General features: G+C 54.9%; 19 protein-coding genes. 13 read left to right on the forward strand and 6 right to left on the reverse strand.

Going from position 1 to position 15,116, the window contains the following annotated elements:
* Window positions 1-33: 33 nt before the first annotated feature.
* Window positions 34-1,281: an RES family NAD+ phosphorylase gene (locus ACOYXE_RS11540; RefSeq protein ID WP_460929271.1), complete on the reverse strand. Its 1,248-nt coding sequence runs from the start codon at window positions 1,279-1,281 to the stop codon at window positions 34-36.
* 180 nt (window positions 1,282-1,461) lie between these two features.
* On the opposite strand from ACOYXE_RS11540, the gene ACOYXE_RS11545 reads away from it, so the two are divergent.
* The 9 genes from ACOYXE_RS11545 to ACOYXE_RS11585 all read left to right on the forward strand — a co-directional run bounded on the left by ACOYXE_RS11545 (window position 1,462) and on the right by ACOYXE_RS11585 (window position 7,583).
* Window positions 1,462-2,343, forward strand: coding sequence for a phage protease (locus ACOYXE_RS11545; protein ID WP_460929273.1), 882 nt, complete (start codon window positions 1,462-1,464; stop codon window positions 2,341-2,343).
* A 2-nt stretch (window positions 2,344-2,345) separates the two neighbouring features.
* Window positions 2,346-2,714 carry a head decoration protein gene (locus ACOYXE_RS11550; protein WP_460929276.1) on the forward strand — a complete coding sequence of 123 codons (369 nt, stop codon included), beginning with the start codon at window positions 2,346-2,348 and terminating at the stop codon, window positions 2,712-2,714.
* A gap of 12 nt (window positions 2,715-2,726) precedes the next feature.
* Window positions 2,727-3,707 carry a major capsid protein gene (locus tag ACOYXE_RS11555; protein ID WP_212809729.1) on the forward strand — a complete coding sequence of 327 codons (981 nt, stop codon included), beginning with the start codon at window positions 2,727-2,729 and terminating at the stop codon, window positions 3,705-3,707.
* A 2-nt stretch (window positions 3,708-3,709) separates the two neighbouring features.
* Window positions 3,710-4,144: a gp436 family protein gene (locus ACOYXE_RS11560; RefSeq protein ID WP_460929278.1), complete on the forward strand. Its 435-nt coding sequence runs from the start codon at window positions 3,710-3,712 to the stop codon at window positions 4,142-4,144.
* Window positions 4,141-4,626, forward strand: coding sequence for a Gp37 family protein (locus tag ACOYXE_RS11565; RefSeq protein WP_460929280.1), 486 nt, complete (start codon window positions 4,141-4,143; stop codon window positions 4,624-4,626). The genes ACOYXE_RS11560 and ACOYXE_RS11565 overlap by 4 nt, the downstream gene beginning before the upstream one ends.
* Complete coding sequence (locus tag ACOYXE_RS11570; RefSeq protein WP_460929282.1) at window positions 4,623-4,856, forward strand: hypothetical protein; 234 nt, start codon at window positions 4,623-4,625, stop codon at window positions 4,854-4,856. The genes ACOYXE_RS11565 and ACOYXE_RS11570 overlap by 4 nt, the downstream gene beginning before the upstream one ends.
* A 3-nt stretch (window positions 4,857-4,859) precedes the next feature.
* The gene (locus ACOYXE_RS11575; protein WP_460929284.1) at window positions 4,860-6,284 is read left to right on the forward strand and encodes a phage tail sheath subtilisin-like domain-containing protein; all 1,425 of its coding nucleotides are present in this window, start codon (window positions 4,860-4,862) and stop codon (window positions 6,282-6,284) included.
* A complete protein-coding gene (locus tag ACOYXE_RS11580) occupies window positions 6,285-6,809 on the forward strand; it encodes a phage major tail tube protein (protein WP_460929286.1) in 525 nt (174 codons plus the stop codon).
* Between the two features lie 93 nt (window positions 6,810-6,902).
* Entirely contained in the window at window positions 6,903-7,583 is a 681-nt protein-coding gene (locus ACOYXE_RS11585) for a hypothetical protein (protein WP_460929288.1), read from the forward strand.
* Between the two features lie 97 nt (window positions 7,584-7,680).
* On the opposite strand, the gene ACOYXE_RS11590 is transcribed toward ACOYXE_RS11585, so the two are convergent.
* Together ACOYXE_RS11590 and ACOYXE_RS11595 are read right to left on the reverse strand one after the other, a co-directional pair.
* On the reverse strand, window positions 7,681-8,388 hold the full coding sequence (locus ACOYXE_RS11590) for a hypothetical protein (protein ID WP_460929289.1): 708 nt from the start codon (window positions 8,386-8,388) through the stop codon (window positions 7,681-7,683).
* A gap of 48 nt (window positions 8,389-8,436) precedes the next feature.
* Window positions 8,437-10,050 carry a hypothetical protein gene (locus ACOYXE_RS11595; RefSeq protein WP_460929291.1) on the reverse strand — a complete coding sequence of 538 codons (1,614 nt, stop codon included), beginning with the start codon at window positions 10,048-10,050 and terminating at the stop codon, window positions 8,437-8,439.
* A 140-nt stretch (window positions 10,051-10,190) separates the two neighbouring features.
* Between ACOYXE_RS11595 and ACOYXE_RS11600 the strand changes: the two genes are divergently transcribed.
* Window positions 10,191-10,895, forward strand: a complete 705-nt coding sequence (locus ACOYXE_RS11600; RefSeq protein WP_460929293.1) for a hypothetical protein — start codon at window positions 10,191-10,193, stop codon at window positions 10,893-10,895.
* A 71-nt stretch (window positions 10,896-10,966) separates the two neighbouring features.
* Here the strand turns inward: ACOYXE_RS11600 and ACOYXE_RS11605 are convergent, their stop codons facing one another.
* Window positions 10,967-11,848, reverse strand: a complete 882-nt coding sequence (locus ACOYXE_RS11605; protein WP_123375347.1) for a FitA-like ribbon-helix-helix domain-containing protein — start codon at window positions 11,846-11,848, stop codon at window positions 10,967-10,969.
* A gap of 1,218 nt (window positions 11,849-13,066) precedes the next feature.
* On the opposite strand from ACOYXE_RS11605, the gene ACOYXE_RS11610 reads away from it, so the two are divergent.
* Window positions 13,067-13,438 carry a DUF6124 family protein gene (locus ACOYXE_RS11610; RefSeq protein WP_016987152.1) on the forward strand — a complete coding sequence of 124 codons (372 nt, stop codon included), beginning with the start codon at window positions 13,067-13,069 and terminating at the stop codon, window positions 13,436-13,438.
* Between the two features lie 122 nt (window positions 13,439-13,560).
* Window positions 13,561-13,920 (forward strand): DUF6124 family protein, encoded by a 360-nt coding sequence (locus tag ACOYXE_RS11615; RefSeq protein WP_460929296.1) that lies wholly within the window; start codon window positions 13,561-13,563, stop codon window positions 13,918-13,920.
* A gap of 68 nt (window positions 13,921-13,988) precedes the next feature.
* On the opposite strand, the gene ACOYXE_RS11620 is transcribed toward ACOYXE_RS11615, so the two are convergent.
* Window positions 13,989-14,411, reverse strand: coding sequence for a hypothetical protein (locus tag ACOYXE_RS11620; RefSeq protein ID WP_460929298.1), 423 nt, complete (start codon window positions 14,409-14,411; stop codon window positions 13,989-13,991).
* 56 nt (window positions 14,412-14,467) lie between these two features.
* Between ACOYXE_RS11620 and ACOYXE_RS11625 the strand changes: the two genes are divergently transcribed.
* On the forward strand, window positions 14,468-14,782 hold the full coding sequence (locus ACOYXE_RS11625) for a phage tail assembly protein (RefSeq protein WP_038369209.1): 315 nt from the start codon (window positions 14,468-14,470) through the stop codon (window positions 14,780-14,782).
* Window positions 14,783-14,841: 59 nt separating this feature from the next.
* On the opposite strand, the gene ACOYXE_RS11630 is transcribed toward ACOYXE_RS11625, so the two are convergent.
* Window positions 14,842-15,102: a hypothetical protein gene (locus tag ACOYXE_RS11630; protein WP_460929300.1), complete on the reverse strand. Its 261-nt coding sequence runs from the start codon at window positions 15,100-15,102 to the stop codon at window positions 14,842-14,844.
* Window positions 15,103-15,116 lie beyond the last annotated feature (14 nt).

Genomic DNA, 15,116 nt, shown 5'->3' on the forward strand with positions numbered 1-15,116 from the left:
CCAGTTCGGCAGTGAATCTCAAGTGCACATCACTTACCAGCCCCATTCTTCGTGTTTCACCTTGGGCTTTGGCAAGTGGCCGTCTTGGATTTTTTCAGAAGGGGCCGTGAAACGCACCCCTTGAATGTCATGCAGTCGCAGGCTTTCTGGGACATATTGTATTCCTGGCTCTACTGGTTTCGGGTCCCAGAATCCGTCTTCATCTGGAATGGGATCCGTAGAGATGGCATGCGCAAAAAGTACAACATTGTTCCCGTTTTTTCGCTGCGCTGATCGAAAAATAACCCCATCAAAGCGTTGTGAATGCTGCCTAGCGAGGTACTCCGCAATTACTTGGGTGACTAGATAATTACTTTCCTGGCCGGGAAGCACAGGGGTAGTGATCTTCTGATGCAGCGCTCTCAGGATTTCTCTACGCGCGAAATTAGTTCTGAAGGTAGAGTCAAAGTAGCTAGGGTGAGGCCCCAAATATGCGTTCTCGAGATAGTGGAAATTCAAAACCCGCAACGAGCGTGTAACCTTGAATTTTCCACTGACAACAGTTCCACCTACCGGAGGCCGGAGCTCTGCGACACAGGTATTGCGCTCAAAAGAGCCATAAAAAGCGGGGACGCCTTCCGCATTCATTCGCCCTGACCGAGCCTTTTCTTTAGGGGGTGCCGCAAGCTTTTCGCGCGGCGCCTTGATGATCGGATTTAGGTCATCGTCTGAATTCGACAGGCGTGCGCGATAAATTGGCTTACCCGACGGCAGAAGCGTCTGAATAACACGCGAGCCTTTCAGGGAGCCATAACGATCCACGTCCTTGAAGAGCCATTTCAGGAAGTTCTGAGCGTCATGATTGAAAAAACGGGCGCCATGCTTCAAACCATCGGTGAAATTGATCCAATCGGTCTCGGCATCAATAGGCATCGCAGGCAGTCGAACGTAGCTATCGTCATCAGAGAATCTACGATGTCTTGAACCGTTATGCCTAACCAGTTCGCGGCAGATGGCACGCACAATTGGTACGTCATTGTCACACTGAAAAATTTCGCTGACCCAGTAGTCCAGATCATCTCCCGAGTATTGATAACCGTAGCGATGCGATTGGGACTCGGCTACGCAAATGTGATCGCTGAGAATGAGTTCAACATCATCAGCCAGCCCTTTCAAAGAAATACACCTTCTGGTGGCACCACATAGGCAACACACAGATTTGATGCCCTTGCGCTTTATTCGCGAAGCGAGAAAAGGCTCAACGACGCAGGTGGAGCAAACCACCTCCGACTTATCACTCATACGGCTATCCCTGTTCATTTAATAATCGCGAAAAATCAACAGGAATGATCTCATCCAAAACGCATTAGGCCCAAGCCGTTCCAGAAAACAATTACGTTCTCACCTCCCTAAACCCGATTAAAAGCCTCACCAAAACCACCACCCCAAACTGCGCACACCATCCCTCTGGCAGCGCACCCCATGAACCCCCTCCACATCTTCAAACCCGGCCTCCACACCGCCTCCTGCGGCACCACCCTAAACTTCACGCAATCCGACCTAACCGCCACCGTAGCCGCCTACAACCCAACCCTCCACGAAGCCCCGCTAGTCATCGGCCACCCCCAACACAACAGCCCCGCAGCCGGCTGGGTCCAAACCCTAACCGCCACCCCCGAAGGCCTAATCGCCACCCCCCAACAAATCGACCCCAGCTTCGCCGAACAACTCGCCGCCGGCCGCTACAAAAAAATCTCCGCCTCCTTCTACCACCCAACCGCCCCCAACAACCCCGTGCCCGGCGTCTACTACCTGCGCCACGTCGGCTTCCTCGGCGCCCAGCCGCCGGCCGTCAAAGGCCTGCGCCCCATAGAACTCGCCGAAAGCGAGCCCGGCGTCATCCACTTCAGCGAAAGCGCCCCCGCAGCGCCGCCACCACAAGCCAGCCCCCAAACGCCCCCAGCCAAGGTGCCCGACACCGACACCCTCCAGGCCGAAAACCAGCGCCTCAAAACCGAACTCGCCCAACGCGACCAAACCGCCCGCGCCGCCGCCCAACAAGCCATCAACACCACCAGCGTCGCCTACGCCGAACAACTCGTCGCCGCCGGCATGAAGCCGCTGCACGCGCCCGTCGTCATCGCCGCCCTCAACGCCGCCCAATCCGGAGCAACACCGTTGCAATTCGGCGAGGGCGAGCAGCGCCAACCGTTAACCGAAGGCCTCAAAACCCTCTTCAAAGACCTCACCGGCGCCATCAGCTTCACCGAAATCGCCACCCAACACCGCGCCAACAACACATCTAATCCAACCACCAACCCCTTGCTCGCCGACGCCGAATCCCGCACCCAAAGGCAGGGCTAACCATGGCCACCTTCAACCAACCCAAAGACCTCGGCGACCTCCTGCTCGTCCAAGTCAGCCCAGGCTGGACCAAAGACCGCATCACGCTGCTGGGCGGCAGCGACTACGCCCTCGGCCAAGTCCTCGCCAACATCGCCGGCAAATACCAGGCCCTCGACCCAGCCGGCACCGGCCCAGCCAACAAGGCCGTCGCCGTCCTCGCCGAACACATCGACGCCACTGCCGGCGACACACCCGCCGTCGTCATCGCCCGCGGCGCCGTCCTCGCGCTGCCCGAACTCGTCTGGCCGCCCGGCATCACCGAGCCGCAAAAAGCCGCCGCCCTCGACGACCTCAACGCCCAAGGCATCGTCGCCCGCGCCACCCTCTAACGGAGCCACCCCATGAACCTGCAAGACCTCTTCACCGTCGCCAACCTCACCGCCGCCGTCAACAAACTCCCGGCCATCCCCGGCAAAGTCGGCGCCATGGGCCTGTTCGACGAAAAAGGCGTCACCAGCACCAGCGTCATCATTGACGAGCGCGAAGGCCGCCTCGTTCTTGTGCCCAACACCTCACGCAACGACGACCCGGCCCCCGTCAAAGGCAACAAACGCAAACGCCGCACCTTCGAAACCCTGCACCTGCCCATCAGCCGGCCCATCCTGCCCAGCCAGTTGCAAGGCATTGCCGCCTTCGGCCAAGAGAGCGCCACCGCGCCCATCGCCACCGTCATCAACGACCACCTGCAAGACCTCAAAAACAGCATCGAAACCACCCGCGAATTCCAGCGCGTCGGCGCCTTGCGCGGCCAACTGCTCGACGCCGACGGCTCGCTGCTCTTCGACCTCTTCGACGAATTCGACGTCCAACAAAAAAGCGTCACCGTCGCCCTCGGCAGCCCCGGCACCAACGTGCGCAAAGCCTGCCTCGACGCCAAGCGCCACGCCGAATCCAAACTCGGCGGCGTCATGGTCACCGGCTTCCGGTCCTTTTGCGGGCCCGACTGGTTCGACGCCTTCACCGACCACGCCAAAGTCAAAGAAGCCTTCGCCCACTACCAAGAAGCCCAAGACCGCATCGGCGGCGACCTGCGCAACGGCTTCACCTTCGGCGGCATCCAATTCATCGAATACGACGTCACCGTCAGCGGCCAGCGCTTCATCCCCGCCGACGTCGCCCAAGTCTTCCCCGTCGCCCGTGGCGTCTTCCGCCTGTTCAACGCCCCGGCCAACTACAACGAAACCGTCAACACCCTTGGCCAGCCGTACTACAGCAAAGCCGAGCCTCGCAAGATGGGCAAAGGCTGGGACCTCGAAGCCCAAGCCAACCCCTTGGCCCTGTGCTTATTCCCCGAAGCCCTCGTCGAACTCAAGGCCGGCTGACCATGCGCTACTGCACCCGCGCCGACCTCGGCAACGCCATCCCGCTGATCACGCTCACCCAGCTCTCCAACGACGACCCGGCCGCCCGGCAGCCCGACGAAATTGTCATCGCCAACAGCGTCCGCCAGGCCGAAGAACTCGTCGACGGCTACCTGCGCGGCCGCTACCAATTACCGCTCGATCCAGTACCCACCGTCCTGCGCGACGCCGTGCTTTATCTGGCGCGGCACTGGCTCTACCAGCGTCGCCCCGAAGGCGCCTTGCCCGACGCCGTCATCAGCGCCCGCAAAGACACCCTAAAACTGCTCGAAAGTATCCGCGACGGCGTCATCACCCTCGGCCTGCCCAGCGGTCACGCCATGCCAGAACCCGGCGAAATTCGCGTACGCGCACGCCCGCAACAATTCACCGCACAGATCTGGCAGGGCTACCCATGACCCCAACGCCCAACACCCAGACCGAACAACTCATGGACGCCATGCTCGGCCGACTGCAAGCCGACTTCGGCCACCAACTCATCGTCGAACGCTTCCCCGAGAACCCCCAGCAATACCGCCTCAACCACCCCCGCGGCGCCGTCCTCCTGGCCTACGGCAAATCCACCTTCGGCCACACCGAAAGTCTCGACGCCACCGTCCAGGCCCGCCAGATCGTCCTGCGCCTGACCCTCATCTTTCGCCAACTCAACGGCACCGACGGCGTCATCAGTCACCTCGACCAACTGCGCGCCAGCCTCACCGGGTGGGTCCCGCCACACACCGACCAAGCCTGCCGTCCGCTCGCCGAACACTTCATTGGCCACAGCAACGGCGTCTGGCAATACGCCCAGGACTACGCCACCCGCGCCACCCAACTGCAAGCCAGCCCTGACCAGCACGGGCCCTTACTCAAACACCCCGAATTCGAGCAAACCCCATGACCCTCACGCGCTATCGCTACAACGGCCCACCCAGCGGCGTCTCGCTGCGTCTCGATCAACACGCCGAAACGCTCGACAGACAACTACACCCCGGCGAGCCCGTCGAACTGCCCGCCGACCACGATTACACCCGCGTCCTGCTCGCCCTCAACCACCTGCAACCGCTCCCGGTACACCCAAGACCGGCCGCCAAAGCACCCAAACCACAACTCCCGGCCAAGGACGAATAACCCATGCCCGCCAACTACCTGCACGGCATCGAAACCACCGAAATCGAGCGCGGCCCGCGCCCCATCCGCGTCGTCAAATCGGCCGTCATCGCCCTGGTCGGCACCGCGCCCACCGGCCCCATCAACGAACTCACCCTGTGCCTAAACGACACCCACGCTGCCCAATTCGGCCCGCACACCACCGGCCACAGCATCCCCGAAGCGCTGCAAGGCATTTATGACTTCGGCGCCGGCACCGTGCTGGTCGTCAACGTCCTCGACCCAGCCATCCACCACAGCACCGTCACCGGCCAACTAAAACAATTCGCCGACAACAACCAGCTACAACTCGAACACAACGCACTGCAACAACTGCAACTGATGCCCGCCGAAGGCACCGACGCCTACCTGCAGGGCACCGACTACACCGTCTCAATGTCCACCGGCCTCATCACCCGACAGGCCACCGGCACCATCCCCGCCAACGCCCCCATCAAGGTCAACTACACCTACACCGACCCCGCCAAAGTCAGCGCCGCCGACATCATCGGCAGCCTCAACCAAGCCGGCCGACGCACCGGCCTCAAAGCCTTTCAAGACAGCTACAACCACTTGGGCTTCTTCCCCAAACTCTTCATCGCCCCAGGCTTCAGCACCCTAAAACCCGTCACGGCAGAACTGACCGCCGCCGCCAGCCAAGTCGGCGGCGTCGCCTACATAGACGCCCCCATCGGCGCCACCGTCCAACAAGTGCTAGCGGGACGCGGCGCGGCCGGCGACATCAACTTCAACACCAGCAGCGATCGCGTGCGCCTCTGCTACCCCCACGTGCGCGTCTACGACGCCGCCAGCAACGGCGAACGCCTGCAACCGCTGTCCATCCGCGCCGCCGGCCTGCGCGCCAAAATCGACAACGACCACGGCTACTGGTGGAGCAGTTCCAACCAGCCACTGCTCGGCGTCATCGGCCTCGAACGCCCATTAACCGCACGCATCGACGACCCCCACAGCGAAGTTAATTTGCTTAACGAAAACGGCATCACCACCGTCTTCAACGCCTACGGCACCGGCCTGCGCCTGTGGGGTAACCGCACCGCCGCATGGCCCAGCGTCACCCACATGCGCAACTTCGAAAACGTACGCCGCACCAAAGACGTCATCGACGAATCCATCCGCTACAGCGCCTTACAGTTCGTCGACCAGCCCATCACCACCGCGCTCATCACCAGCCTCACCGAAAGCGTCAACCTGTTCCTGCGCAAACTCATCGGCGACGGCGCCCTGGTCGGCGGCGAATGCTGGTACGACCCGGCGCGCAACCCCAGCACCGAACTCGAACAGGGCCACGCACTGTTCAACTACAAACTCACCGTGCCGCTGCCGTTCGAACGCGGCACCTTCGAAACCGAAATCACCGGCGACTACCTCGTCAACCTGGGGACCGTATAAATGGCAGGCTTCAGCGCACACCGCATCTCCAACGCCAACCTCTACCTCGATGGCGCCAGCTTCTTTGGCAAGTGTGAAGAGATCGACTTGGGCACCATCAAAACCGTCATGAGCGACTTTCAAGGGCTGGGCATGGTCGGGCTGATCGAACTGCCGGATGGCATCGACAAACTGGAAGGGAAAATCACTTGGAACAGCTTGTATGTGGAGGCCGCCAGGAAGCTGGTGACGCCGTTCAAGAGCGTGCAGTTGCAGTGCCGGTCGAATGTGCAGGTGTTCAACAACGGCGGGCTGGTGAACGAAGTGCCGCTGGTGACGACCATGACCATCACCGGGAAGGAGTACCAGTTGGGCACGCATAAACCGCGGGATCCGACGAAGTACGAGACGCCGTTTTCGGCGACGTATGTGCGGCAGATGATCAATGGTGAAGAGGTGGTTTTGTTGGATTATCTAGCCAATATTTTTCGAGTGGGTGGGGAGGATCAGTTGGCGAAGTATCGCAGAAATATTGGGCAGGCTTAACCCCTCGACCTTGCAGCGGATGGAGACCATTACTCACGAAACCTGAATACCTGCCGATGTAAAACATGAATTAATAAAGATAGGTAATTGTTGATGGCTGATTTGTCGTGGTCCCAGACACTGTCGGTTTCACTCCTCACTGCTGCTATAACGCTCGCAGGTACAAGCTACTTACAGGCGCGACAAGAAAAACGAGCTGACGACGTAAGGTTTCTAGACAATGCTCAGGCAACGGCTCAGGAAACTAGCCGGATTTTGGATAACGGCTATAACGCCCTTGCCAAATTAGTGAAAGAGATGGAGCACAAGGGCTCGAAAGAATTTTCTGAAGGGCCGCTAGAGGAATACATGGAATTCCGACGAGGCTGGCGCCAGCAGTTAATATCGGAACATTTCAAACTCTCAAGATACTTCGGAAAAAATACTGCAAACTCACTTATTCATATTGATGAGATTGATATCAGCCCCACTAACAACTTGGCTTCGCCTGATCCATGCACTCCACCTGGAGAAGAGGAAGACTATGACATTGAGAAGCTCTCTTCGGAAATTAAGTGCTACGCGAGATCTGTAACCAAGAGACAGGACGCAATCAACGACGTCGGAGACGATAAAGATACTGACGAATTATTTGAAAAAATCAATTCAAAAGCATCCTTGCAAAAGCACACCAAAAAACTGCTTCAGCACTATGACCGATCGGCAGTTTCTTACTTAAGAATATTAGATTCAAAACTGACCGAACTCGGCGCTTCACAGGTGTCGCCTTTGTAGCCTTATCACTCACTGGGGGCGAGGCGGTTATCTAAGAAGGCGCTGCAATAAAAAAACAGCGCCTTGATCTACACTGGAACGGCGTTCAGTTAAACTTTCACCGAGCCTTACCACCTAAAAGGATATCTCGAATTAATCTGTCGGGATCTGCAATCTCGCGTTTCAATCTCTCCCACTCCGCCTTCAAAATAATTTTAGTGCATTCTTTTGCCGCATCCAGGTTTTTTCTCACGGCATCTAGAGGTGCTTGATTCGAATAGTTCCCTTTTGATGCAGACACCGCGAGATCACTCATGCAAGTCCGCAGCGCATCAAGTGTGAACATCAGTTTCAAATGATCCTCCTCGTCGTTGTTCAAGCGTAAAACTATGCGCATATACAGTTGATGGTGTTCACTGTCACGCGCTGCATTTTCGCTAATAAACTTTATACGTAAAGCTTCGCAAGCGCGAAATACGCCTTGAGGATCGTGATGATAATGCTCGTCGTACTCAATGTTGCACTTCCAATAAAGCTGCTTCCATGCCTCGGAAATCTCTAAAGATAAAGACAGGTACTTTGAAGCGTCGTTACGGAGGTCGTCTATCCATTTTTGCCGTTTTTCTGCGATAAACGTAGATGCTGATCGCACATTTGTCAGGCGTTGGATGTCGAGCGATCCACGTTGCACCTCAAGCACTCTGCGCGCAATTAGATTATTCACAAATACTGTGAGAAGAACAGCCACTAAAGGCCCAATCACGGCCCAGGCACCGATAGGAATTTCCGTAAAACTCATCCAGATACGCGCGAGCAACTCCGTCACTTTGCATACTCCAAACTCGGTTAAATATCACAGAATTTTTTAGAAGCTCTACACATTCAATGACTGTTTTAATGCCTTATCAAAGTCGCCTATATCAAATTTTAGAGCAGGATCTAGCATCTGGTAAATTCTATTGAGTTCTTGCTTGTAGCTGTCCTTAACATATCCATCCCCTACAATCATTAAACTGATGAATTTTTGTGAAATTTTTCCAGCGATTTTTTTACCATGAAAGCGCTTAAATCGCTCCAAGCAGATCCCTAGAACGTGACCTTTGAACCTGTCGTCAATTTTTGGCGAAATCAAAATCATTTGAACAATTGCCGCTAGCGTTGAGACAGCTTTTTGGGGGATGTACTGATTATCAAAGCCGCGTTCCTTTTGGACCTCCTCAGAGATAAGTGACACATCTACCTCAATGCACTCATCAATCCAATTGGATGTAATTGTGACAATCTTGCAGATTAGATAGTGAAAAGGTGTTGGCCATTCTGAGTTAGTGTCATCTGGCTGCTGATCACGAAGCTGATTCAAAATTTTGTCGGTGAAAAATCTGTAATATGATAGCCAAAGATGATCTTGTATACCTTGGTGAATCGCCTCGTGGATCATGATCTCAAAAAGCTTTATGCCGGCGTAAATCGGGCACTTATATTTCCCCGACTCATCGTAGTATCCCAATGGTAAATTGTAGGCATCAGCGAGCGTGCGGTCCTCATCAATGCACCTGCATACACTTTCGCCGATGGGTTGGTACAACGCTAGATTCTGCGCTACTGTTACATCTTTAAACAAGAAGTATAAAATTCGATTCGAGCTTGGCAGTGCGAGTCGATAACGGCCGTTTAAATTCTCATTATTCTTCAACTCGCTGTAAAGCAGACTATTGTTATCAGCAATAAGACTGGTCACAAAGAAATCTGTAAAATCCTCCCGAACCACCTCAGGTATTCCCAATATTTTCAAGCAAAAATGGGGGTGATACACGCCGAGATAAGCTACAAACTGTGGGTGGTTAAGCAGGCTTTTTACAAGATCCCGCGCCTGATCAGCAAGATGATTTTGAAAGTAGGAACTCGATTTCAGTTTGGCGAGCACTGAGCGATAACGCGTGTAGATGATATTCTCATGCTCCGACTGAACCACTAGATTTCCGTCGTCCCAGTAAAACGTCGAAGCAATTGGCTTGAAGCTGATTTTATCGAGCCATTTCATAAGCAACGGACGATGCTTCGTGAGCTTAAACAGCTTGAATATATGGGGTTCTATCAGGGTAAAAAGTTCATCGTAACGCTTTGTTAAAAGCAGGGTATTCGCGAGTGCTTCGAACACCCCCACTTTCCCGTTTGCAAGTTTTGGCTTTCGAGCACGAAAAAGTATGTAGAAACCCAGACCTACTAACAGCAAGTAAACCGAGCTTCCCTTATCTAGCCCCCACTTCCAAGGGCCAAAGCTGTAATACAGCCCGATAGATCGAAAAAACGCCTCAAAAACAAGATAGTGCACAACGAGAAAAACGCCGATCGCTACGCACCAGTCAACCCATGACATACCCAGCCGAAAGCGCAGGCGCGTACTGGCCGGAACGACAGCCCAGACAGCAGCTATCAGCCCTAAAATCGTAATCAGTACAGTCGTGTCTATTGCGGGATTGTTCGGCATGGGGGCAAAGGTCGATTGAAATAATGGTGCACATTGAAGCATGCCATTCCGCATCTCGCGATGCCGATTGGTGCAAAGAGCTGCACGCGACTATCTTGGGTTGGGTAGTCACTTCTTACCCATAAACGTGAGTGCGCCCCGTGGAACACATAGACCCGGCATTGGCTGAAGAAGCCATTCCCAACAAGTACGTCGCCTTCTGCGACGTGCTCGGCTTCTCCCATGCTGTAGAAAATGAGTTCGAAGCCACGCTAAGTCTCTATAGAGAATTCAGTGAACGCATTTCTGATTGGCCATTCCCGAAAAAAGCCAATATCTCTATGTATTCGGACTCGATCCTCATCGTATGTGATGAGCTGCCTCCACTCCTGTACGCAGTGCAAGGCTTATGGTTCGCCACCCTCGCTCAGAATTGGTTGATAAGAGGAGGCATCGCTTATGGCAAATATTGGGAGGATAGGAGCAACGGGAATCTTTTTGTCGTCAGCGATGCTCTGGTGAGGGCGGTGCGGCTCGAATCCAACGTAAAGATTCCCGGCGTCGCACTATCACCTGAAGTGGAAATACCCTTAGGTCTTTGGGTACTTCGATTTCGAGATGGTCCATACATGGCGCCGCTCTTGCACTTCGAGGGCCTCAATCTGGTCAATCCGTTCAACAGTGTTTGGTTCAGATCTGCCAAAAACCGAGTGCAACAGTTAAAGATTCGGTTCCCTCAGCACGTCGACAAGTATGACTGGTTTCTAAATCTGGCAGATCAGGTCGAGGCGGACGAACCTCTAATTTCGGATTCGGTTTTAGATGAATTGCTTGCGAAAGGCATCATTGGACCTTTAGGTGTCTGAGATTTGCAGAAAGGAGCTTGAGAACAGATGTGCCGGTTAACGCAACGCATCTGGACTCAAGCGCACCGATCTCACTCAGTCTCGCCATTCCCAAACGGCAACTCGGCAATTTCCTTCCAAGCTGACCGATAGCCCTCCAACCAGTCATCCGGATCCTGTCCATCAAACAACATACGTAACCAGTTGGCCGTGCTGGCGGCACGAATGTAGTACACAGGATGGTGAGTACCTTGCTCCGTATTCACTTCAGTTTCTTCATAGTTATAGGCTTTGAAAGCTCGATCACCGCACTGTGTTTTCAGGAAGCGAATAAACTGGCTAAGTTTGTGATGCCCGCCAGAACCCATCCCGCCCTTTAAATTGAAGTTGGCGTACATGTACCCACTGGCATAGGTCTGCTTCACTGAATCGTGCCGAAAGCATAACAGCATCCCCTCACAGCGCCCGCCGCAGACGCGTAGCAGATGGAAAGTAATGTGTTTGCTCTTCCGATCATGCAAGAAAAAATCGTGGTAGTCGTTACCGAGGTTTTCCACAGGAAAGACCGTCCCCAGACCGCTAACCAACCATTCGTAGGATCCACCGGACCAAGCGACAACACGATCAAGCATTTCAAAGGAGGGAGAGGCAATACCCTCCATGCAGTCCAACAAGTGGGCAGGTGTGTCTTCGCCAATCGTTCGCGCAATACCCACCAGGCTTTGACGATCACCAAAACCAAAAACCTGATCTTTACGCACGCAAGCAAACAGTTGGTCCAAGCGATTGCCTACGCCTTTTTGCCAACTCTGCCGAAGGGTCTCGATGGGGGCAGGTTTGACCTCTAAGCTCGAAACGTAGCTCTGCAGAATGGATCGAACTTCCCCTTCGGTCGAACGATTGTTTCTTTCCGCTGAATCGCTGATTGCTTTGTGAATGTGGTCAGGTAATTCACGAATGTTAATTCTCGCCATAAAAATCACTCCTTACGCAAAACAAACACTGACACCATTTTGGTGTCAAAATGAAGTCTTAAAGACAAAAATATGCCCTCGTTACGAGGGCGAACTGCCACTATTCTATATTTTATGAAGCTCCGCAAGCCCAATCAGGGCGAAACGAAGAATGGTAAAAGCGACTTTAGACTGCAGATGGATTGGCAGAAGCGAAGGGGCGTGGTGCCTTGCTGAAATGTCACGCCATTCTGTAGGTCACACTCCCTGATCAATCAGTCTGATCTGCGATGCTACATCCTTCAGCGCCATTGCCTACAACCAACACAGAATCCCCCGGCAGCGCATCTGTCAGCCCACCGGTATCTTGTCTCCCGTCACCGCCCACAGTGACCAGGCAGAGCAACCAGTAGCACGCAAGTGCCTCTATGGACAGAACCGGTTGCTCACTGCCTGAGCTTTGATGACGACTGTACGCCGGGCCCCCTTGGTCACTCCGGCATTGCAAAATCCGCGACTCAATCGCAGGCGTACAGTCGGCATCTTTTTGCAGACCGGCCACTTTTATGGTGGCTGTGCGAGGGTGTTACTGTCGCATTGATTAGGGCCTTTGTCGGTGCCTCGCATAGCTGCCTCCCTTTGCCTTAAAGGGAATGCGCCATTCCCGACCGCATTAAATACCTACCTACCAACAATCTGCTTTGGGTGAACGCCCAATGCTAGCGCCCGTGCAAAAAAACCGCGCCCGTCTACGTCATCCACTGCCTTCCTAGACAGGGTGGGTGTCGTGCAGCGGTATCCAACCCAGCACCATGCTCGCTTTAAACCGCCAAATAACTACGGAAGATTCTTACAATCCGCCGCGCTTAAACACGACCAAGCGATCGCGTTTAAATTACACCAACTGTTACGCCATAAAGGCTACAGCACCTTGCGCCATTGCCTACGGGTGCTTCAGAATCCGCCGGCTTGTGCGGCTTTGAGGCGGGCTATATCGTTTCCCTGTCACTGCAAAACAGTGGTCGGGTTTGGTAGCCCGTATTCAAAATTACAGCCGCATCCCGTCGCCTTAATTGCAGCCTCTTTTAGGCTCTACATTATGGTGTCCATGCGTGGGGCTCATTCGTGAGCGCCGGGGTTTGCTGTTTTTGACCGGTCTACCAACCTGCGTATGGCCACCACCCTTCGTTTGGTAGCGAGAGTGATGGCTCCTTAAATATCAAAAAACAGGTGTCATCTATGTTCAAAGTTACGCCAAACCCACCGGAAACCGATTCCGGTCCAATCCCGTACGACCCAGCGCTTGAACCGCAGAAGATAAAAGAGGCGACTAACCGCGCCATCAACTTCTATCTCAACCCCGACGCGCTAAAGACCTCAATTCCTACACGAAAAACCGGCAGAATCTTCCTCATCGACCCCACCGTGGATGAAGAAACGCTGCTCGTCGAAGCCAGTGAAACGTTAGCGGCGGCCAGTGACATGGCCCGTGATATCGGCGGCGCCGTCGACACCCCTCAGCGCCGATCGATGCTGATCCTGCAACAGGTGATCATGCTCAGTGAGCTCATCGTCAACCGGGTATTGGATGCCCGACGCTTACCGAGCTAGTGGCAAGTCAGCCAGTCTGGGGGGCGTTCCCCTGACTGGCACGCAAGCCATCAACGATCGAGATGAACAGGCGTCACGCCTGTTCTCAAACCTCAAGCAGCGTTTACACGGAGTTAAAGCTGATGTCCAAGACACCACCCAAGCCGCCAGTCACAGACCCGGCGTCGCCTTACGAATCGTTCAATTCCAAAAAGCTCCATGAAGCAGCCGAGCGTGCGCTCGACCATTACCTCGTGCCCGTGCAAATCATGGCCACGCCCTACATCCCCAACAACCTGTTCATGGTCAACCCGCAATCCGATACCGAGTCCTTGCTGGTCAATGCCTGCGAATCCCTGGCCTGGACCACGGTCATGCTCGGGAATTTTGCGGGGACGTTGGAGGGGTCGAACCGCAATGCGCTGTTAGGCATTGCGCAGGTCGTTATGTTGGGGGAGTTGGCGGTGAACCAAGCACTGGATAACGTGGTGCCACCAGAATAGTCGGCGCATGGTGAAGGGGTGTGATGCGAAGTAAGGCGGTCAGCCCAAGGCTGACCGCCTTTTGATCATCAAGAAAGGGCGTTTGGAATAGCGCCAGCAAGTGTCAGCGCTTTCAGAGTGGCGACGTAGTGGTCACTGGCGGGGGACCTAATATAGCCCTCATCCTGAAGCCACCTCAACGTACTACCCAGAAACTCCTCCTCAGGGGACTCGCTGTAAAAACCACTAGCAAAAAGCCCTGAAATACTTACTTCCTCCATTTTGCCTTTAGGAAGCTCAAACGTCTCACCCGTAATTTTGATGGCGGCGGGGCATGCGCTCACAAGAAGCTCGATGATCTTGCGGGTCAGCAGATTAAATTGAGTTTTGGTATCAGTACTCATCCAGCTATCTCCTTGAAGGCCACAGACCTGTGCCTTGGCCGCATGATCATAGGCAATTTCTCCGCTCAATGCCGCCTCTTTAAATCCGATTAAAAGCCAGTCGCTCAATGCTGCTCCAACATCAGGCTTCCACTGCAGACCACTGATGAACCCGGAGCAATGACATGGACGACGCACACACCTTCACCCTCAAATTCCCCTTCACCAGCGCCAGCGGCGACCGGCTGGCAACGCTGCCCATCAAGCGCCTCAAACGCAAAGACATCAGCGCCGCGCAAGCGGTGACCAAAGACGAAGGCGCCATGGAAGACCAACTGGTCGCCAAGCTGCTGGGCATTACCTTAGAAGACCTGGGCGAGTTCGACATCGCCGACTCAACCCTCGCCACCGAGGTGTTGCGGGAAATGGCGGCCGGCCGAAACCTTGCTCCAGTCCTGGGACGAGGCGCTGCTGTTAGTCCTGAGATTGCCGCCGTCTGAAATCGAACGGCTCGACATGGTCGATTACTGGCGGTGGGTCGACGTCTGTCAGCGCGAAATCAATCGCCGGCTCGAACTCGCCGAGCCATCGCGTAGCTGATCAGCGTCACCGCGCCCACCGCCAGCCCCGCCAGCAAGGCGCCGCCCGCCGCAACAGGGGCGGCGGCCAGGGCCAGTAACGGTAACCCCAAGCAGAACGCCACGATCGCCGCCCACCATGGCAAATGCACCAGGCACAGCCACGCCAGCCAGATCACACCGGCGCCGATGGCCAGTGCATAGAGTGTTTTAGCGGTGCGCAGTGCGATTTTTTCAAACATGCCGGAAGCGTAGC

Source organism: Pseudomonas sp. MC6, from assembly GCF_054790575.1.

Bases quoted from the DNA above. Each gene is read 5' to 3' on its own strand.
- ACOYXE_RS11540 (WP_460929271.1), bottom strand. From the start codon at position 1,281: ATGAGTGATAAGTCGGAGGTGGTTTGCTCCACCTGCGTCGTTGAGCCT.
- ACOYXE_RS11545 (WP_460929273.1), top strand. From the start codon at position 1,462: ATGAACCCCCTCCACATCTTCAAACCCGGCCTCCACACCGCCTCCTGC.
- ACOYXE_RS11550 (WP_460929276.1), top strand. From the start codon at position 2,346: ATGGCCACCTTCAACCAACCCAAAGACCTCGGCGACCTCCTGCTCGTC.
- ACOYXE_RS11555 (WP_212809729.1), top strand. From the start codon at position 2,727: ATGAACCTGCAAGACCTCTTCACCGTCGCCAACCTCACCGCCGCCGTC.
- ACOYXE_RS11560 (WP_460929278.1), top strand. From the start codon at position 3,710: ATGCGCTACTGCACCCGCGCCGACCTCGGCAACGCCATCCCGCTGATC.
- ACOYXE_RS11565 (WP_460929280.1), top strand. From the start codon at position 4,141: ATGACCCCAACGCCCAACACCCAGACCGAACAACTCATGGACGCCATG.
- ACOYXE_RS11570 (WP_460929282.1), top strand. From the start codon at position 4,623: ATGACCCTCACGCGCTATCGCTACAACGGCCCACCCAGCGGCGTCTCG.
- ACOYXE_RS11575 (WP_460929284.1), top strand. From the start codon at position 4,860: ATGCCCGCCAACTACCTGCACGGCATCGAAACCACCGAAATCGAGCGC.
- ACOYXE_RS11580 (WP_460929286.1), top strand. From the start codon at position 6,285: ATGGCAGGCTTCAGCGCACACCGCATCTCCAACGCCAACCTCTACCTC.
- ACOYXE_RS11585 (WP_460929288.1), top strand. From the start codon at position 6,903: ATGGCTGATTTGTCGTGGTCCCAGACACTGTCGGTTTCACTCCTCACT.
- ACOYXE_RS11595 (WP_460929291.1), bottom strand. From the start codon at position 10,050: ATGCCGAACAATCCCGCAATAGACACGACTGTACTGATTACGATTTTA.
- ACOYXE_RS11605 (WP_123375347.1), bottom strand. From the start codon at position 11,848: ATGGCGAGAATTAACATTCGTGAATTACCTGACCACATTCACAAAGCA.
- ACOYXE_RS11610 (WP_016987152.1), top strand. From the start codon at position 13,067: ATGTTCAAAGTTACGCCAAACCCACCGGAAACCGATTCCGGTCCAATC.
- ACOYXE_RS11615 (WP_460929296.1), top strand. From the start codon at position 13,561: ATGTCCAAGACACCACCCAAGCCGCCAGTCACAGACCCGGCGTCGCCT.
- ACOYXE_RS11625 (WP_038369209.1), top strand. From the start codon at position 14,468: ATGGACGACGCACACACCTTCACCCTCAAATTCCCCTTCACCAGCGCC.
- ACOYXE_RS11630 (WP_460929300.1), bottom strand. From the start codon at position 15,102: ATGTTTGAAAAAATCGCACTGCGCACCGCTAAAACACTCTATGCACTG.